The sequence below is a fragment of the Polyangium fumosum genome (genome assembly GCF_005144585.1).
Lineage (GTDB): Bacteria > Myxococcota_A > Polyangia > Polyangiales > Polyangiaceae > Polyangium > Polyangium fumosum.
The window spans coordinates 32,530-48,711 of sequence record NZ_SSMQ01000088.1; the positions used below are offsets into that span (position 1 = coordinate 32,530).

Annotated in this window: 11 protein-coding genes; 5 read left to right on the plus strand and 6 right to left on the minus strand. The window is 66.7% G+C overall.

Features of this window, described 5'->3' with window-relative positions:
- The first annotated feature begins 16 nt into the window (after positions 1-16).
- The 4 genes from E8A74_RS45740 to E8A74_RS45755 all read left to right on the plus strand — a co-directional run bounded on the left by E8A74_RS45740 (position 17) and on the right by E8A74_RS45755 (position 5,135).
- Positions 17-2,344 (plus strand): GH92 family glycosyl hydrolase, encoded by a 2,328-nt coding sequence (locus E8A74_RS45740; RefSeq protein WP_170229877.1) that lies wholly within the window; start codon positions 17-19, stop codon positions 2,342-2,344.
- 15 nt (positions 2,345-2,359) lie between these two features.
- Positions 2,360-3,385 (plus strand): threonine ammonia-lyase, encoded by a 1,026-nt coding sequence (locus E8A74_RS45745; protein WP_136935478.1) that lies wholly within the window; start codon positions 2,360-2,362, stop codon positions 3,383-3,385.
- A 299-nt stretch (positions 3,386-3,684) separates the two neighbouring features.
- Complete coding sequence (locus E8A74_RS45750) at positions 3,685-4,596, plus strand: ParA family protein (protein WP_136935479.1); 912 nt, start codon at positions 3,685-3,687, stop codon at positions 4,594-4,596.
- Positions 4,593-5,135 (plus strand): hypothetical protein, encoded by a 543-nt coding sequence (locus E8A74_RS45755; protein WP_136935480.1) that lies wholly within the window; start codon positions 4,593-4,595, stop codon positions 5,133-5,135. Before E8A74_RS45750 ends, E8A74_RS45755 begins: the two co-directional genes overlap by 4 nt.
- A gap of 77 nt (positions 5,136-5,212) precedes the next feature.
- Here the strand turns inward: E8A74_RS45755 and E8A74_RS45760 are convergent, their stop codons facing one another.
- From E8A74_RS45760 to E8A74_RS45770, 3 genes are all read right to left on the minus strand, one after another.
- Positions 5,213-6,856 carry an acyl-CoA synthetase gene (locus E8A74_RS45760; RefSeq protein WP_136935481.1) on the minus strand — a complete coding sequence of 548 codons (1,644 nt, stop codon included), beginning with the start codon at positions 6,854-6,856 and terminating at the stop codon, positions 5,213-5,215.
- An 18-nt stretch (positions 6,857-6,874) separates the two neighbouring features.
- Positions 6,875-7,207 carry a DUF2325 domain-containing protein gene (locus tag E8A74_RS45765; protein ID WP_136935482.1) on the minus strand — a complete coding sequence of 111 codons (333 nt, stop codon included), beginning with the start codon at positions 7,205-7,207 and terminating at the stop codon, positions 6,875-6,877.
- A gap of 168 nt (positions 7,208-7,375) precedes the next feature.
- A complete protein-coding gene (locus E8A74_RS45770; RefSeq protein ID WP_136935483.1) occupies positions 7,376-9,907 on the minus strand; it encodes a serine/threonine-protein kinase in 2,532 nt (843 codons plus the stop codon).
- Positions 9,908-10,196: 289 nt separating this feature from the next.
- On the opposite strand from E8A74_RS45770, the gene E8A74_RS45775 reads away from it, so the two are divergent.
- Positions 10,197-10,820 (plus strand): RNA ligase family protein, encoded by a 624-nt coding sequence (locus tag E8A74_RS45775; protein ID WP_136935484.1) that lies wholly within the window; start codon positions 10,197-10,199, stop codon positions 10,818-10,820.
- Between the two features lie 168 nt (positions 10,821-10,988).
- Here E8A74_RS45775 and E8A74_RS45780 read toward each other — a convergent pair whose 3' ends face one another.
- The 3 genes from E8A74_RS45780 to E8A74_RS45790 all read right to left on the minus strand — a co-directional run bounded on the left by E8A74_RS45780 (position 10,989) and on the right by E8A74_RS45790 (position 15,570).
- Complete coding sequence (locus E8A74_RS45780; protein WP_136935485.1) at positions 10,989-11,969, minus strand: hypothetical protein; 981 nt, start codon at positions 11,967-11,969, stop codon at positions 10,989-10,991.
- A 116-nt stretch (positions 11,970-12,085) separates the two neighbouring features.
- The gene (locus E8A74_RS54380; RefSeq protein WP_211365612.1) at positions 12,086-14,278 is read right to left on the minus strand and encodes a hypothetical protein; all 2,193 of its coding nucleotides are present in this window, start codon (positions 14,276-14,278) and stop codon (positions 12,086-12,088) included.
- Entirely contained in the window at positions 14,275-15,570 is a 1,296-nt protein-coding gene (locus tag E8A74_RS45790) for a hypothetical protein (RefSeq protein WP_136935486.1), read from the minus strand. Before E8A74_RS45790 ends, E8A74_RS54380 begins: the two co-directional genes overlap by 4 nt.
- Between the last annotated feature and the right edge of the window lie 612 nt (positions 15,571-16,182).

Here is a 16,182-nt window from a genome sequence, read left to right on the forward strand (position 1 = left end):
CGTGTTCGCATCGCGTATGCGCCCTCGCCTCGATCGCCCCCTCGCGCCCCTCCTCTTGCTCGGCGTGACGCACGTCCTCGGCGGAACGGCGTGCACCCTCGATCCACAGGAGGTCCCCACGGCGCAGCCCACGCGCGTCGAGGATCCGCTGATCTACGCCGATCCGCGCGTCGGCAGCGGCGGGTTCGGCTTCGCGAATGGGAGCGCCTTCCCGGGCGCGGCGGCGCCGTTCGGGCTCGCGAAGGTCGGCCCCGATACCCGAGGCCCCTACGATACCATCAATTTTTTGCATTATTCCGGTTACTGGGCCGGCGACGACCAGGTCCGGGCGTTTTCGCACCTACACCTGCACGGCACGGGCGCGACCGATTACGGCGTCCTCGGGGTGATGCCGATCGACGCCTTCGAGGCGTCGCGCTTCTTGGCGCCCGGCTACGAATCCCACTTCGACAAGGCGACGGAGACGGCCTCGCCCGGGTATTACGCGGTCACCCTCGATCGGGGCACGATCCGCAGCGAGCTCACGGCGACGCGGCACGCGGCGCACCACCGCCACGGCTATCCCGCGGGCACGAAGGAAGGGCACGTCGTCTTTGATCTCGACCATCACCTGAGCGGGGGCGAGGTCACGCAGGCCGAGTTCACGCTCGAGCCCGAGGCGCGACGTATCCGGGGCAAACTGCACCACGTGGGCGGGATGTCGGGCGGGTTCGGGGGGTATGACGTCTTCTTCGACGCCCGGACGCGCGCGCCGTGGAAAGCGGCCGAGGTCTGGTCGAACGGCGACGCGCCCGCGGAGGGGACGTCGGGCAGCGGCACGAAGGTCGGCTTCGCGCTCTCGTTCGACCTCGGCGCGGACGGGGCCGTCGAATTGAAGGTCGGGCTCTCGTTCGTCTCGCTGGAGAACGCCACGAAAAACCTCGAAGCCGAGATCCCGGACTGGGATTTCGACGGCACGCGGGCGAAGACGGCCGCGGCCTGGGGAGACCTCCTCGGCCGGATGAAGCTCTGGGGCGGCACCGAGACCGAGCGGCGTATTTTTTATTCGTCGCTCTACCGCGCGTTCCTCATGCCCACCGCGTCGAGCGACGTCGACGGAAAGTACCTCTACGGCGGCGAGGAGCGCACCGCGGAAGGTTTTTCCTTCCTGACCGACCAATCGCTGTGGGACACCTACCGCACGGTGACCCCCTTGTATTCGCTCGTCGCGCCCGAGGCCGCGCGCGACACCGTCCGATCGCTGCACGCGATGGCCGAGATCTCCGGCTTCTTCCCGAAGTGGCCCATCGCCACCGGGGAGGCGGGCACGATGATCGGGGCCAGCGCCGACGTGGTGCTCGCCGACAGCTACCTCAAGGGCGTCACGGATTTCGACGCCGAGGGCGCCTATACCATCGCGCGGCGGGCCGCGGTGGATTCGGTCGAGCCGCCCGGCGGGCGTGGCGGGCGCGGGGACGTCGTGCCGTACATGGAGTACGGCTACGTGCCGTCGAGCGTCGGCCGCTCGGTCTCGCACACGCTCGAATACGCGCACGACGACCTCGCGCTCGGCCTCCTCGCGAAGGCGCTCGGCAAGGCGGACGACGCGGCCATGTTCGCCGAGCGCGCGAACAACCACAGAAACCTCTTCGACCCCGTGACGGGCTTCCTCCGCGCCAAGGACGAGGGCGGGACCTTCGTCGAGAGCCCGTACAACCCGTACTCCATCTCGGACCATTACGCCGAGGCGAACGGCTGGCACAGCCTGTGGGCGCAGCACGACATCCCCGGGATCGCCGAGCTGCTCGGCGGGCAAGCGCCGTTCGTGGAGAAGCTCCAGCGCTTCTTCGAAGAATCCGTCGCCGACCTCGAAGAGCGCCCCATCGAGGACAACTTCGCGTCGGCGGCGCCGCGCAATGCCTACTGGCACGGAAACGAGCCGGACATCCACGCGGCCTACGGCTTCGCGCAGGTCGGCCGCGCGGACCTCACGCAGAAATACGTCCGCTGGGTGGCGCGCGCCCATTACACCGATCAACCCGGCGGCCTCGCCGGCAACGACGACGGCGGCACCCTCTCCTCTTGGTACCTCTTCACCGCCGCCGGCTTCTACCCGATCCCCGGCACCGATCGGTACATCCTCGGCGCGCCCTTCTTCCCCCGCATGGAGATCGCCGTGAAGGCCGGCACGATCGTCATCGAGGCCCCCGCCGTCTCGGCCGAGAACATCTACGTGCAGGCCGTCACCTGGAACGGAAAGGCCCTCGACCAACCCGAAATCCTCCACGGCGACCTCGCCCAGGGCGGCACCCTCCGCTTCGAGATGGGCCCCGCCCCCGGCCCCTTCGGCGTCACCACCCCCTGACAAACCATTTTTACCATGAGCGCTCCCCTCCCCTCCGTCTCGCCGCGGCACGTGCTCGCCGCGGCGAAGAGGCTCGCCCTGAGCGGCCTCATTCGAACCACGCCGCTCGATCCGAGCCTGCCGCTCTCGGCCACGATCCCGGCCGACGTCTTCCACAAGCTCGAGCTCTCCCAGCCCACCGGATCGTTCAAGGTGCGCGGCGCGGCGAACAAGCTCCTGCGACTGCGCGACGAGGAGCAGGAGGTCTTTCGGCGCGGGTTCGTGGCCGCATCCGCAGGCAATCACGGCCTCGGCGTCGCGCACGCCGCCGCCGCGCTCGCCGCGCGCGCGACGCTCGTCGTGCCCCGCACGGTTTCTCCGGCCAAGCTCGAATCGCTCTGGCGGTATCCCGTCGAGCTCATCGTCTCCGTGGGCAACTACGACGTCGCGGAGGCCGACGGCCGGCGCATCGAGGCCGAGCGGGGGCTCACGTTCGTCTCGCCTTACAACGACGCCGACGTCATCGCCGGCGCGGGCACGGTCGGGATCGAGATCCTCGCCGATCTCCCCGACGTGGATCTCGTCCTCGTCCCGGTCGGCGGCGGCGGGCTCGCCGCGGGCATCGCGCTCTACGTGAAATCGATCGCGCCTCGCACCCGTGTCATCGGCGTACAAAGCGAGGCCTCGCCCGCCATGCACAAAAGCCTCGCCGCGGGCCGCATCACCGAGGCCGCGGAGCTGCCGAGCCTCGCGGACGGTTTGTCGGGCAATATCGAGGCCGGCTCGATCACGTTCGACCTCTGCCAGCGCTTCCTCGACGACATGGTCCTCGTCACGGAGGCCGAGGTCGCCGAGGCGATGCGCCATTTCCTGCGCGAGGAGCGCCTCGTCGTCGAGGGATCGGCCGCCGTGGGCGCGGCCGCGCTGCTCGCCGGGAAGATCGATCTCGCGCGGACCGGTGTGGCGCGGCCGAAGGTTGTGAATGTCGTTACCGGACGCAACGTATCGGAAGCAACGCTCCGGGGCATTCTTGCAGTAGCGAAAGAGCAATCGGGCGCATGAGGCTCGGTTTCCCGCCACAGGACCCTCCCTCCGCGTCGGACCGGTACACTTGGGCCTCCTGCGACGCCTGCGCACATCGGCCCGCCCCTGTGCTTGGCACACGAACACACTCCAAGGCCTTGAGGTCACGAGCGCCGGATGGGGTTGGCTGATGCCAGGGGCGATGCGTGCTAGGCCAGCCCTCGCAAGCGTGGTACAGAAGATCGGAAGGAGCCCCGATCCGGTATAGTTCGCCCGCGCGAGTGGGTTGCGAACGGAAGGACGTCGCGGTAGCGTTCAGAGAGTAGAAGGTGAAAAGCATGGCGCGAATTTTCTCAATAATCAACTACAAAGGTGGCGTCGGCAAAACGACGACCACATATCATATTGGTACTTGGCTGGCGCTAAACCACGGGAAGAAGGTTCTACTTGTGGATGTCGATCCACAGACAAATCTGACATTCCTCTGTGCGACACCCGAACGATGGCAAGACTTTCGGGACAACACCGGCACCATCGCTTCATTGTACCGAGCCCATCTAGACGACAAGCCATTCAATATTCGAGACATCGTATGGTCTAAGCCAATCGAGAAGGCGGGAAAACCTGTGGTGCCCGGCCTTGACCTCGTGCCGTCCGACGTTGAGCTACTTAGTATTGATCTAGACCTCCAGGCCAGCAGTACCGGTTTCACTCGCTTGGAGGACGCAGCGACGCAACACATCACCAAGCGAGCCATCCTGAGCAATGCGCTTCAAGAAGTCGCTGATGAATACGATTATATACTTATTGACTGTCCGCCCAATCTTTATCTCGTCACGCAGAACGCCCTCGCCGTAAGCGAGGCCTACATTGTAACCGCGTTACCGGACCACCTCTCGACGATTGGACTTGAGATTCTTTACGACCGCATCAAGAAACTCAACAACCTACTCACTTATGCCTCCGCCATCTCAGGCGGCGAGCTCAAGGGACCCGATCTCGGCGGCATTATCTTCGTGAGAGTTCGACTCGGAGGAACCAAGATCACAAAAGCCCACGTCCGAAAGATGGCCGAGATCAAGGGCGACTATGGTCCGAACGTATTCGAGGAGTACACAACCGAGGGAATCGGGTACGGAGAGGCATCAGAGCGCGCTTTGCCGGTGTTCTTAATCGATGATGCCAACGCCAAACGTGTAGCTGATCAATACCGCAAGATCGGCGATGAGTTTCTCGCGAGGTTCCCATGACCGTCAAGAAGCCGGAGCACTGGATCGAGCAAACCATCGCAATAGCTCGTTCTTTCTCTGGAGCGCAATTTTCCGATGCAGATCGCGAACAGGCGTTAGCTGCACTGGACGCAATGATCGAGGCCCTTCAAAACATCCGCAACAGGCTCCGTGCGCTTCCGAGCGAGGAGGAACGCCGGCGCGTCGGCAATGCCGCGGATGCCCTGGAGCAATTTCTTGATTCAATGAAGGCTCGGCCAGATGTCGCAGCTTCGCTAGGACTCCCCCAGACGAAGGCACCTTCCCTTCCACGGAAGCGCGAGGACATCCAAACCGTTGTGGCCAACCTGCAGGATCTGAGCACGGATGAAATTCAACAGCGGCTCCTCGACGAGCGAGAGTTCTCTGTATCGATGCTCCATTCCGTGGCGCGCCAAATGGGGCTCTCTGTCGATCGCAACGTCGGAAGACGGGATCTCGTCGACCAGATTGTCAAGTTAGGATTTGCAAACAGGCGCGGGTATCGGCTGCTAGGTGGAGCGCGGCAGGGTGGACGGTAGCGGAACACCTCAGGGATTGGGAGCGCTGCTACAGGGTTTGAGCAGGTTGGGCGTCGCACGCATGGTCGTGCCATCTTTCACTCGATCGCGTCCGTCGAACGCGCGCGCTCGCGCAGCAAGAATTTCTGGATCTTGCCCGTCGAGGTCTTGGGGAGCGGGCCGAAGACAATTTTGCGCGGCGCCTTGAAATGGGCGAGGTGGGTCCGGCAAAACGTGATGAGATCCGCCTCGGTGATCGCGGCGCCTTCCTTCGTCTCAACAAACGCGAGCGGGGTCTCCCCCCATTTCGGATCCGGCGCGGCCACGACGGCCGCGGCGAGCACGGCGGGGTGGCGATACAGCGTGTCCTCCACCTCCAGCGAGGAGATGTTTTCCCCGCCCGAGATGATGATGTCCTTCGATCGATCCTTGATCTTCACGTACCCGTCCGGCTGGAGGACGGCGAGATCCCCCGAATGGAACCAGCCGCCCCGGAACGCCTCCTCGGTGGCGCGCGGGTTCTTCAGGTACCCCTTCATGACGATGTTCCCGCGGAACACGACCTCGCCCATCACGTCCGCATTGGCGGGCACGGGCTCCATCGTTTCGGAATCCATCACGGTGAGCCCCTCCTCGACGAGGTACCGCACGCCCTGGCGGCCCATGCGTTCCGTGCGATGGCTGATGTCGAGCTCCGCCCAGGCCTCGTGCTTCTCGCAGACGGCCGCGGGCCCGTAGGTCTCGGTCAAACCATAGACGTGCGTGAGATCGAAGCCCATCCGCTCCATGCCCTCGATCATCGCCGCCGGCGGCGCCGCCGCGGCCACCATGGCGTGCACGCGGTGCCGGATCCCCTCCCGGAGCGCGGGATCGGCGTTCACCAGCATGGCGTGCACGATCGGCGCGCCGCAATAATGCGTCACCCCGTGCTCGCGGATCGCCTCGAAGACGTGGCGCGCGTCGACCTTGCGCAGGCACACGTTCGTCCCGGCGTTCGCCGCCATGGTCCAGGTGAAACACCAGCCATTGCAGTGGAACATGGGGAGCGTCCAGAGGTACGTCGCGTGCTTCGGCATGCTCCACGTGACCATGTTGCCGATGGCATTCAGGTACGCGCCGCGGTGGTGATACACGACGCCCTTGGGATCCCCCGTCGTCCCCGAGGTGTAGTTGAGCGAGATCGCCTCCCACTCGTCCTCCGGCACGCGTGCCGTGAACGCGGGATCCCCCTCCGCGAGGAAAGCCTCGTATTCGAGCGCGCCGAGACGCTCGCCCGGCCCCTCGTACATCGGATCGTCCACGTCGACGAGGAGCGGCTTCGATTGCGCGAGCGCGAGCGCCTGCCGCGCCGTCCCCGAGAACTCACGATCGACGAGGAGGACCTTCGCCTCCGCGTGATCGAACATGAACGCGATCGTCGCCGCGTCGAGGCGCGTGTTCAAGGTGTTCAGCACCGCGCCCGTCATCGGGACGCCGAAATGGGCGTCGAGCATGGCCGGGATGTTCGGCAGGAGCACGGCCACCGTGTCCCCCACGCCGATCCCGCGCCGCGTGAGCGCCGACGCGAGCCGCCGCGCGCGCTCGTACGCCTCGGACCAGGTCAAACGGATGCGGCCGTGCACGACGGCGACGCGATCCGGGTACACCGCCGCCGCGCGCTCCAGGAACGTGACAGGCGAAAGCGGGGCGAAATTCGCCTTCGTGCGGGGCAATTCTTCGTACGGGTTCCGTTTCGTGCTCATGCTCGAGGGCGGAGCCTATCACGCCTCCCACTGTTCGAGCGCGCCTCGTAACGCCGAGACGGACGCGCTCCGCAGGTACACCACCGGCGCGTCGCTGATCCCGAGGTTGTGCACCTGATCCCGGAGCGCATGCGAGACCATCGTCACCATGATGATGACGAGCGCGACCTTCCCCACGTCGCGACGCACCCCTTTCGGCACGCGCGTCTCGTAGTGACGAAGGGCAAACCCGTGCTTCTCGGCGACGTCACGGTACCTGTCCGACATCCCCCCGCTGCCGCCGATCACGAGCACGGTTCGACCACCACGCGAATCCTTCTCGACCTCTCTGGCAAGGGCTTCTCGGCTCATGCCAGACGTCCATCGCAAGCTCCGGGCCAGCGCAGACCATCGCCATTTCCCCGTGTTTCGCAGGGGGAGACGCTTTATTCCCGGTCAAAATGTCGACCCGCCCGAAGCGCGCTCTGACAAGCTGGCAAGGGGGGTGTCTCCGTGGCGGTCGCTACGCCAAAGTGCCCCTCACGCCGGACCAAGCCATTGCGACGCGGTTTCGAGCAGGCGCCGATGATCCGGCACCTGTTCGAGGAAGCTGCGCCGGAAGCGCCGATCGCCAATCTTGTCGGCCTTCTCCAAGAGGCGCCGCCGCGCCTCGCCGAGGCGGCGCCTGGCCTCAGGCTCCTGGCCGGTCGCGTGCATGGCGAGCGCCTGCACGAGGCGCGTCAAAGCGTCCCCTTCCTCGATGCCGCCGATCCGGTCGAGGTGGCTCGCCGCCTCGCTCGCGGGCGCCAGGGCGGCGAGCGCGTGGCCCTCGGCGAGGAGCGCGTCCGCCAGCACCGCGAGCGCATAAGCCCGCTTGGGCGGCAGATCCTCGGCCTCCTCCGCCGCCGTGCGCGCGAGCGTCACCGCGCCGCCGTGATCGCCCTGCATCGCCCGGATCCGCGCCGCGTAGACGAGCAGCCCCGCCTCGCGGCGCCGATCGTTTCGCTGGCGCGACGTCTGAAGGGCCGCCTCGATGATCGGCAGCCCCTCGGCGTCCCGTCCGAGGTGCGCGAGGCAATACCCGAGCGCGCCCTGGGCGAACGGCAAGAAATCGAGCTGCATGGGCTCGGCCACCGCGACGGCCCGCCGCAGGCCGAAGCAAGCGCGATCGTAGGCGCCGAGGTGCATGTACGCGAGCCCGACGTTCGTCCGCTGCACGCAGGCGTTGCGGATGTCACTCGCCTCGGTGAAGCCATCCACGGCAGCCTCGACGCGGCGCAAGTACGCGGCCGGATCCCCCTCGAAGATGGCGATCTCGGCGCGGGCCGCAGCAAGCCAAGCCCGGAGGAAGGGGCCCACGACGCCCGCCCGCGCGACGCGGCTGTGGGCATCCCGCGCGAGCTTGCGGCCGAGCTGCGGGACGCCCGCGCGAATGACGAAGATCGCGAGCCGGCACGCGCTCACGAGGTGCGCCTCGGTCGTGACGCCCTCCTCCTCCTCGAGCTGGACGAGCTCGTCCACGCGCGCGAGCAGCCGATCCTTGCGGCCGAGGTAGCCGTACGCGATGACGAGGTGTCCAAACGCGGCATGCCAGCCGTTCGAGCCGCGCGGCATGCGAGCCATCGCCTCCTGGGCCGCCCGCGCGGCCTCGCCGTACTGGCCGAGCCAGCGCTGCGCGATGGTGAGCACGAGCCAGGCCTTGCCGCGGACGTCCTCGCTCTCGCCGGGGATTTCAAGCGCGATCTGCGCCCAGCGGATCGCATCGTCGAGGGCATTCACGTCGAGCGCCTCCTCGGCGAGCTTGACGGGGTCCTCCTCGTCCGTGTGGCCGTGGCTCTCGGAGCCGCCCCACTCGGTCCGCGAAGCCGGCAGCGGGGTCAAGACAGGCACGCGCGGCCGCTGCAAAAGCGCGCCGGGGCGCGGCGGCAGCGGAGGCGGAGGGCGGTTGACCCGGACGTACCCACCGCCGTCCTCGGGCAGAGGAGCGCCGAAGCCGTCCGGCAGGTCGTGCACCGGCGCGTCGAGCACCGGGTCCTCGATCGGGACGACGTCAGCGAGCCCCGGCCCCACGAACTGGCCCGGATTCGGCGCCGCATGCCCGACGAGCAAGCGCGTGCCGCCATGGGCCTCGCAGAGCGCGTCGCGGAAATCGAGGATCGTAGCGAAGCGCTCCTTGAGGTCACGCGCAAGCGCACGTGCGACGGCAGGCGCGAAGGGCCAAGCCGCCTTGGGCGCGACGAAGTCGAGCGAGGGCGGCGGATCCGACGAGACGATCTTCGCGAGCAGCCTGGCGAGGCCATCCGCCCCGAAGGGCTGCACGCCCGAGAGCATCTCGAACGTGACGACGCCCATCGCCCACACGTCGGCGCGCGTGTCGATCTTCTCGGCGAGGACCTGCTCAGGGGCCATGTACTGCGGCGTGCCGAGGAGCATGCCGAGGCGCGTGAGGCTCTGCTTGCCCGGCTCATGGAGCTTGGCGAGGCCAAAGTCGATGATCTTCGGGATGATCTCGCCCGAAGGCGAGCGCGCGAGGATGACGTTCTCGGGCTTGAGATCCCGGTGGATGATGCCGGACGCGTGCGCAGCGGCGATGCCGCTCATCACAGGCACGAGGATCGCAAGCGCCTCGTCAGGCTCGAGTGGCCCGCGCGCGTCGAGGTGCTCACGCAAGGTCTGTCCGACGAGCAGCTCCTGCACGAGGTAAAACGCGCCGTCACGGCGGCGGCCAACCTCGAGCACGTTCACGATGTTCGGGTGCTGCACGCGCGCCGCAGCCTGCGCCTCGCGGCGGAAGCGGGCCACCATCGAGGGATCGGTGGTGTAGTGCGGGTGCATGAGCTTGAGCGCAACCTTGCGCTCGATGAGCGTGTCCCACGCCTCGAACACCGTGCCCATACCACCCGAGGCGATCACCCGCTGGAGCGCGAACTTGTCAGCGACAACGGTGCCCGGCGAGAGCGGGATGCTACTCGGAGGCGCGATGGATCGCGGCTCAGGATCGAGGTCAGGCAGCGCGTCGTCGTGGTGCATGCCCGGGGCGAAGGCTCCCTCGTCGTTCCGATCGTCGCCCACGGACGTGCTCCTCTCGGTTGTCCCCACAAAACGCGCGCGGCGCCGTTATACCCACGCACGCGCGGCAGGGGAAGCGGCGTCAAGCGCGTGGCGGCGACGACGCACTGGGGCGTCGCCCCAGGCCCCAGGAGGGGGCTGTCCGCCCCCTCCACCCCGGACCAGCCAGGGGCTGGACCCGTGGTCGATGACCTGCGCGATGCGCAGCTCATCGAGCAGGCCGTGACGGGCTTCGTGGAGGAAGGCTTTATACTGGCCCGCGACCAGGGACAAGGACCGTGGAGACTTCTTCATGACCGAGATTGTCAAGCCGACGTTCGAGCCGTTCCCCAAGATCCCGCGCCTCAACCGGCTGTGCGTCGCCACGGAGAAGATCGACGGGACGAATGCGTGCATCTACGTCGGCGAGCCCGTCTCCCCAAACGCCGGTGCGCCAAACCCAACGCTCCTCCTCGCAGGGTCCAGGTCCAAGTGGATCACGCCGCAGGACGACAACTACGGCTTCGCGCGCTGGGTCGAGGAACATCGCGAAGAGCTCATCACCGGCCTCGGGCCAGGCCTGCATTACGGCGAGTGGTGGGGAGCAGGCATCCAGCGGCGCTACGGCTTGCAGGAGAAGCGCTTCAGCCTCTTCGACACCCAACGCTGGGGAGACAACGCGGAGCGTCCGGCATGCTGCAACGTCGTCCCGGTGCTGGCGCAAGGGATGGACATCCGCGCCGTCACCGAGAAGGCGCTGGCCCTCCTCCGCAAGGAGGGTTCACGCGCCGCACCCGGCTTCATGCAGCCCGAGGGCGTGGTCATCATCCACTCAGCCTCGGGCGGCTCGTTCAAGGTCACCCTGGAGAAGGACGAGGCCCCGAAGGGACAGGGCAAGGAGGAGCCACGAGCCCTCCAACGACGGCCTTCGAGGTGAGCGCTGGGGCGTTGCCCCAGGCCCCAGAAGGGGGCTCTCCGCCCCCTTCACCCCGGACCAGCCAGGGGCTGGACCCGCAGTCGATGACCTGCGCGATGCGCAGCTCATCGAACAGGCCAGGGCAAAAGCGGCGACGCTTCGGCCCATCGAGACGGTAGGCAGAGTTCCCTACGGCCGAATCCCGAGCAGCGAGAGCGCATCCGACCAGAGAGGCCAGAGCGTGCGGTCGGGGTGGGCCATCAACACGAGCGCGCCATTGTCGAGGCGCCTGACGTACGCCGGCGTGTGCTCCTCGATGAAACGGATGTGCTCCTCGGTCACGGGGATCATGTCCCGCTCGTCGGCGGAGGAGCGTCCGATTTCGTCGATCAGGCGAGAGAGCTCCCATTGCATGGCTTCCCATGTGGGATGTAGCTTTTCCTGGGCTGCCTCGAGGGCCTCGAGCAAGACCTTGGGAGGCAGGTCGAGCGCTGCGAGCACTTGTTCGCGCGCCAATCGCTCTTCATCGATGATCCAAACGCTGCTCCCGCGCGGCGACGCTTCGACGCGCGCCCGGAGCACGTCGATCGGAGAGCTCACCGCGAGATCGATCCGCTCCTTGTCGTGGAGGTGCATCCACGTCAGCGCGAGATCACGGCCGGGATATCCATCCGCGTGGTAGGTCCCTGCCATGGTCATGGGAGCGCCCCAGTCCGGCCCTTCGCCGCAGCCGCCCGTCGTGATGGCGGGGCTCGCCGTGCAAAACCGAACGAGGAGGTCGTAGCTGTCGATCAGCGCGATTTTCCAAGCGACCCCGGCCTCCATGGCCAGGGACGAAGGACCTCCGCGTTTCAGCCGCGGCAGCTCCGCCGGCAGGAGGAAGCCCTCCTCGAACCCCTTGTACCAGAAACCGATGTCGAGCGTGCTACCTCCGCATCCGCCCAGGAAGTATTTGTCAGCCTTCCAATCCATGTGCACGTTGACACAAAACCGAAGCTCGCGGCCGGAGGGCGCCGCGAGGTCGTCGATGTCTGCTCTCTGCCACCCGTATCTCCCCTCGTAGTTGTGGCGAACCACGGCCGTTGCTTTCGCTGGGGTCAGGGAATACTCCGAGTCGTCGTCACCCGCCTTGTCGAAGTCGTACACCGTGCAATGTCCCGATGCGCCCACCAGGGCCGCCAAGGCCGAGGTGAAAGCCTCGAAGCGCCCGGCCTCTGGGCACCACGCGAAGAACGTTGGCCAAGGCCTCGGGCCCTCGCTGTCTGTCTTGCGGTTCCATTTTCTTCTCATATCTCCACCAGGTGGACGACGAGGTTGATGTTCTTCGCTCCGGTCACCTTCACGAGGTCTCCGTCAGCATTCTTCATCGTCCCATCTCCAACCCTCTTGAACCCCGCCTTGAGCTTTGCCCCCTTCGGCACGACAATCTGCACCCGCTCCACGAAGCCGGCAACGTTTCTCTCGCCCAGCTTGGCCATGACGTTGTCGAACTGACTGAGCGCCTTCGGCACGTTGACGACGCTCATCGGGCCGACAAACTTCGCGTCGCTGAGGATGAGCCCGTTCGTCGGCGTGACCGAGAGGAAATCGCAAGCCCTGGAGACGAGCCGCGTCTGGGAGCTCTCGGCGATGCCCAGCAATCTGCGCACTTCGCCGTCCCCGAGCGCGAGCATCTTGTGTCCCTCCTTCTTGATCAAGTAGAGCGCCACGTCTCGCTCGAACACGTGCTCGAGTTTCTTGCTGAGCTCGTAGCCCCCGCGTTTGATCCCTCTCCACTCGCTGATCCGACTCTTGCTGAGCGCCGCGACGAGCTCCGGCCCGAACTCCACGACGCCCTGCGCCGTCGCCTTCGCGGCCGCGCCGATGGGCGCATTCTTCATTCCCTTGTGGAACGCGACGCCCGCCCCCACGCCCGTCCCGACCGCCGAGAAGATCCGCTCGCCGAGCGACAGATCCCTCCCGACGGGCAAACAAAACTCCTTCCCCGTCACCGCCTCGCACAAATCGAGCGCCGCCCCCACGTACGGCACGAACCCGATCCCGATCCGCGTCGCCGCGTGCGTCATCGTCACCATCACGTCGACGTAGGGCATCGTGACGTCGCCGAGCTCCGACACCCCCGCGGAAAACGCCCGGATCATCTGGAAGAGGTGCGTCTTCTCCAGATCGACGGTGCCCCCATCGCCGAACCCCATCGCATTGAGCGCGTCCTTCAACTCGTCCGCGTATGCGCCGTACAGGTTCTTCAAGACCCCGTCCACCTGCGCGCGCACGTCCGGCGGCACCTGCGAATTCAAAAACCAATCCGCGGCGTCCATGTATTGCTTCAGGTGGCTCGTCACCTTGTTCTGCGCATTCAAGAACGCGCTCATCTCGGCCTGCGTCACGCCCGAGCCCGACAAAAGCGCCTTTTCAATCGCCGCCTGGTTCGCCCGCCACGCGCGCACCGTCGCGACGAACGAGCCGCGATCGATGACCTCGCCACCCGAGACGTCCTCCTCGAGCGCCGCGATCACCGCATCCGCATACGCTGCATAAGGATCCTTCCCCGGCTCGAACGCGCCCGGCACACCCGAAAGATCCGGGATGTCGACCGAGGGCGTCCCGCTCGGGCCGAGCCCGTAGTTGAACGGATCCTCCGGATGGAACCCGCCCGCGCGCGCGTCCGCCGTCAGGAAGTCCGCCACCGCGTCCGCCTGCGCGCCGAACTCCGCGGCCAGGCTCGCGAGCTCGTTTTGCAGGTCGACGACGCTTTGCTGGAGATCGTCGAAAAGCTCTACCAGCGCCGCCCGCGTCGCCTCGTCGACGACGCCCGTGTATCGATCGAGGATCGCGTCGAGATCCACCTGCGCGATTTCATCGAGCGGCCTCTGCACCAGATCGTGAAGCTCCAGCTCGAGCTCCCGCAGGAAGCTCAGCCGCTCGTCGAGCTCCGCGATCGCCGACGCGTTCGCCAGGAGCGCCTCTCGCTCGTGCGCGATGGCCACTTCCAGGTTCGTGATGGCCTGCGCGAGCGGAGGGTTGATCTCTGCAAGCGCGAGGCCGACCTGCGTGCTGCCGCTGAAGGCTATCCCATCGCGGCGGACGTCGAACAGCGGCTTCTGGATTCCGAGCGTCGGCGCGACGAGCGTCACGAAATTCTGCGAATGGACGCAGGTATTGTTGCCGGTGGAGGCCGTGACCCCGAACGAGAACTCGTTCGTGCCCATGCGCAGCAGCACGGAATCGAAGGGGGCTTCCGCCACATTCCCCCGCGAACCGTCGGGGCTCACGAAGTAGGCCGCGGGGACCTCGAATGTGGCCAGCGGCATCCCATTCCCGTGAAAATAGGCGCCTCCTTTCATGCCGAGCCTGGCGTCCTCGCAGGAGTTGCTCTCCTGGAGCATCTCCCAATGCACGGTATACGGCGTCCCTGCGAGCGCCGTCATCGGAAGGACGCATGCAAGAAGCAGGAGCGCCAAGCAAAGAAACCTCTTCATAACCCCTCCGTGCTCTCGAGCGTCTCGAGCTCCGCCGCCATCGCCGCGAACCGCTGCCGCAGCGGCTTGCACGCCGCCTCTCGGAACGAGGACGATCCCTCCGCGCAAAGCGGCTTCAACTGGAGCAGCCTCTTCAACGTTCGACGTCGCTTCGCCGCGTCAGGCGACGCGAGCGCGCTCCCCGTCGCGCCGGCCTCGTCGAGCTGCGCGAGAAGCGCGCCGGTGTCGGCCTGAAATGCGGCGGAGGCCTTCACGCTGCGCGACGCCATCGCGTCCTCACCCGCGACCGGGCCAGCGCCGAGCAAGGCGAGCGCGTGCCGTCGCAAAACGAGCCCCGTCACGAGCGACGTCGCCGTCTTGTCGCTGCGCTTGACCCGCTGCTCCACGTATCCGAGCATCGCGTGGATCGACCGCTGCGCGCCCGACGTCATGTCCGGCATGGCCGCGCCATGCGCGGCCATGAATTCCGTGTGCGGCGCGATCGCCTCCTCCGAGGTAAGATCGAATTGCAGGATCTCCGCGGACAGCTCGAACGCATGAAGCACGAGGTCGTTCGGCTTCGCGCTCGCAGCCTTCGCGGCGCTCAGGATCGCCTGCTCGACGCCGTCGATCGTATCGAGCGTCGTCGTTGACGCCTCGTCCGCGAGCTTCTCGTACGCCTCTGTCTCGGCCGCCTCGGTCGCGCGATAGCTCGAATATTCCGCGACGAGGTTTTTGTATGCGGCGCCGAGCAGCGAAGCGTCCTCCTTCGCGCCGTCGATGATGGACCGCGCCGCGCCCATGGCTTGCTTGTCGCTCGCGATCGCGGCAACGAGCGGGTCTTTCTCGGCGTTCGCTTTCTCCACGAGCGCCGCCTTGAAGTTCCCGATCGCGTCGACGGGCTCCTCCGACAGGATTTGCCGCTGCTTACGCTTTGCTTGCCGGAGGAGCTCTCCCATCCGGCCGTCCATGCTCGCTCGGTAGGACTCCGCGCTCTGCGCGTTGACGCGCAAGGAGAAGAGCACCTCGTCGATATCCGCGAACCACGCGTCGAGCTTGCCCCTGCTGCGGACGAGCTCGTCGAGCGTCACGTCCTCCGGCCATTCGGCCCACATCTGGATAGGCAATGTTCCATGGACCTTCGCTTCCGCCCACGCGCTGCTCGGACTGCGTTCCGTGCTCACGCAATACTCGCCCCCTTCGCTCGGCGACGCGCAGAATCGCCCCAGGGAGGGATCGTCGCCCGGGAAACACGAGGACAAAGCCCCCGCCGCGGCGAGGAGCACCGCGCGGAAGAAAGGTTTCGACTTCATGCCTATCGGATAACCGAAGGACCAGCGAAGAGCCAACCACGCCTGTCAAGGCAGAAGGAGTGTGCTGGCACGCGCGCGGAGGCGTTCACGCCATCGCTTCGCTGGGGCCTTGCCCCAAGCCCCACCCGGGGCTGTCCGCCCCGGGACCCGGACCAGCCAGGGGCTTTCCCCAAGCTCAGACGCACAATGTACGAAGCACTCGATTGCACGCCACCGCCCCCGCGCGGCAACCCCCTCCCCCACGAATGCATCCCCAACCCCCGCCAAGGCACGCCCTCCACCCGCGAAGGCACCCCCTCCCCCCGCGAAGGCACGCCCGCTCCCCCCCAAGGCAGACCCTCGACGTGTGGCGGCACACGTCGACCCCATGGATGCAAACACCGACCGCAGGAATGCAGCGCGCCGACGTGTAAATGCACACAGTCCCTCCGCCGCGGCAGACGTTGCCGTCACGAAGGCACGAGGCCGACCCGTGAATGCACAGTGCGGGCGCGGAGCTGGGGCGTTGCCCCAGGCCCCAGCAGGGGCTGTCCGCCCCTGCACCCGGACCAGCCAGGGGCTGGACCCAAGCTCGATGAACTGCGCAATGCGCAGTTCATCGAACAGCCAGGG

Excerpts from the sequence above, each read along its gene's own strand:
- E8A74_RS45740 (WP_170229877.1), top strand. The coding sequence starts at position 17 with ATGCGCCCTCGCCTCGATCGCCCCCTCGCGCCCCTCCTCTTGCTCGGC.
- E8A74_RS45745 (WP_136935478.1), top strand. The coding sequence starts at position 2,360 with ATGAGCGCTCCCCTCCCCTCCGTCTCGCCGCGGCACGTGCTCGCCGCG.
- E8A74_RS45750 (WP_136935479.1), top strand. The coding sequence starts at position 3,685 with ATGGCGCGAATTTTCTCAATAATCAACTACAAAGGTGGCGTCGGCAAA.
- E8A74_RS45755 (WP_136935480.1), top strand. The coding sequence starts at position 4,593 with ATGACCGTCAAGAAGCCGGAGCACTGGATCGAGCAAACCATCGCAATA.
- E8A74_RS45760 (WP_136935481.1), bottom strand. The coding sequence starts at position 6,856 with ATGAGCACGAAACGGAACCCGTACGAAGAATTGCCCCGCACGAAGGCG.
- E8A74_RS45765 (WP_136935482.1), bottom strand. The coding sequence starts at position 7,207 with ATGAGCCGAGAAGCCCTTGCCAGAGAGGTCGAGAAGGATTCGCGTGGT.
- E8A74_RS45775 (WP_136935484.1), top strand. The coding sequence starts at position 10,197 with ATGACCGAGATTGTCAAGCCGACGTTCGAGCCGTTCCCCAAGATCCCG.
- E8A74_RS54380 (WP_211365612.1), bottom strand. The coding sequence starts at position 14,278 with ATGAAGAGGTTTCTTTGCTTGGCGCTCCTGCTTCTTGCATGCGTCCTT.
- E8A74_RS45790 (WP_136935486.1), bottom strand. The coding sequence starts at position 15,570 with ATGAAGTCGAAACCTTTCTTCCGCGCGGTGCTCCTCGCCGCGGCGGGG.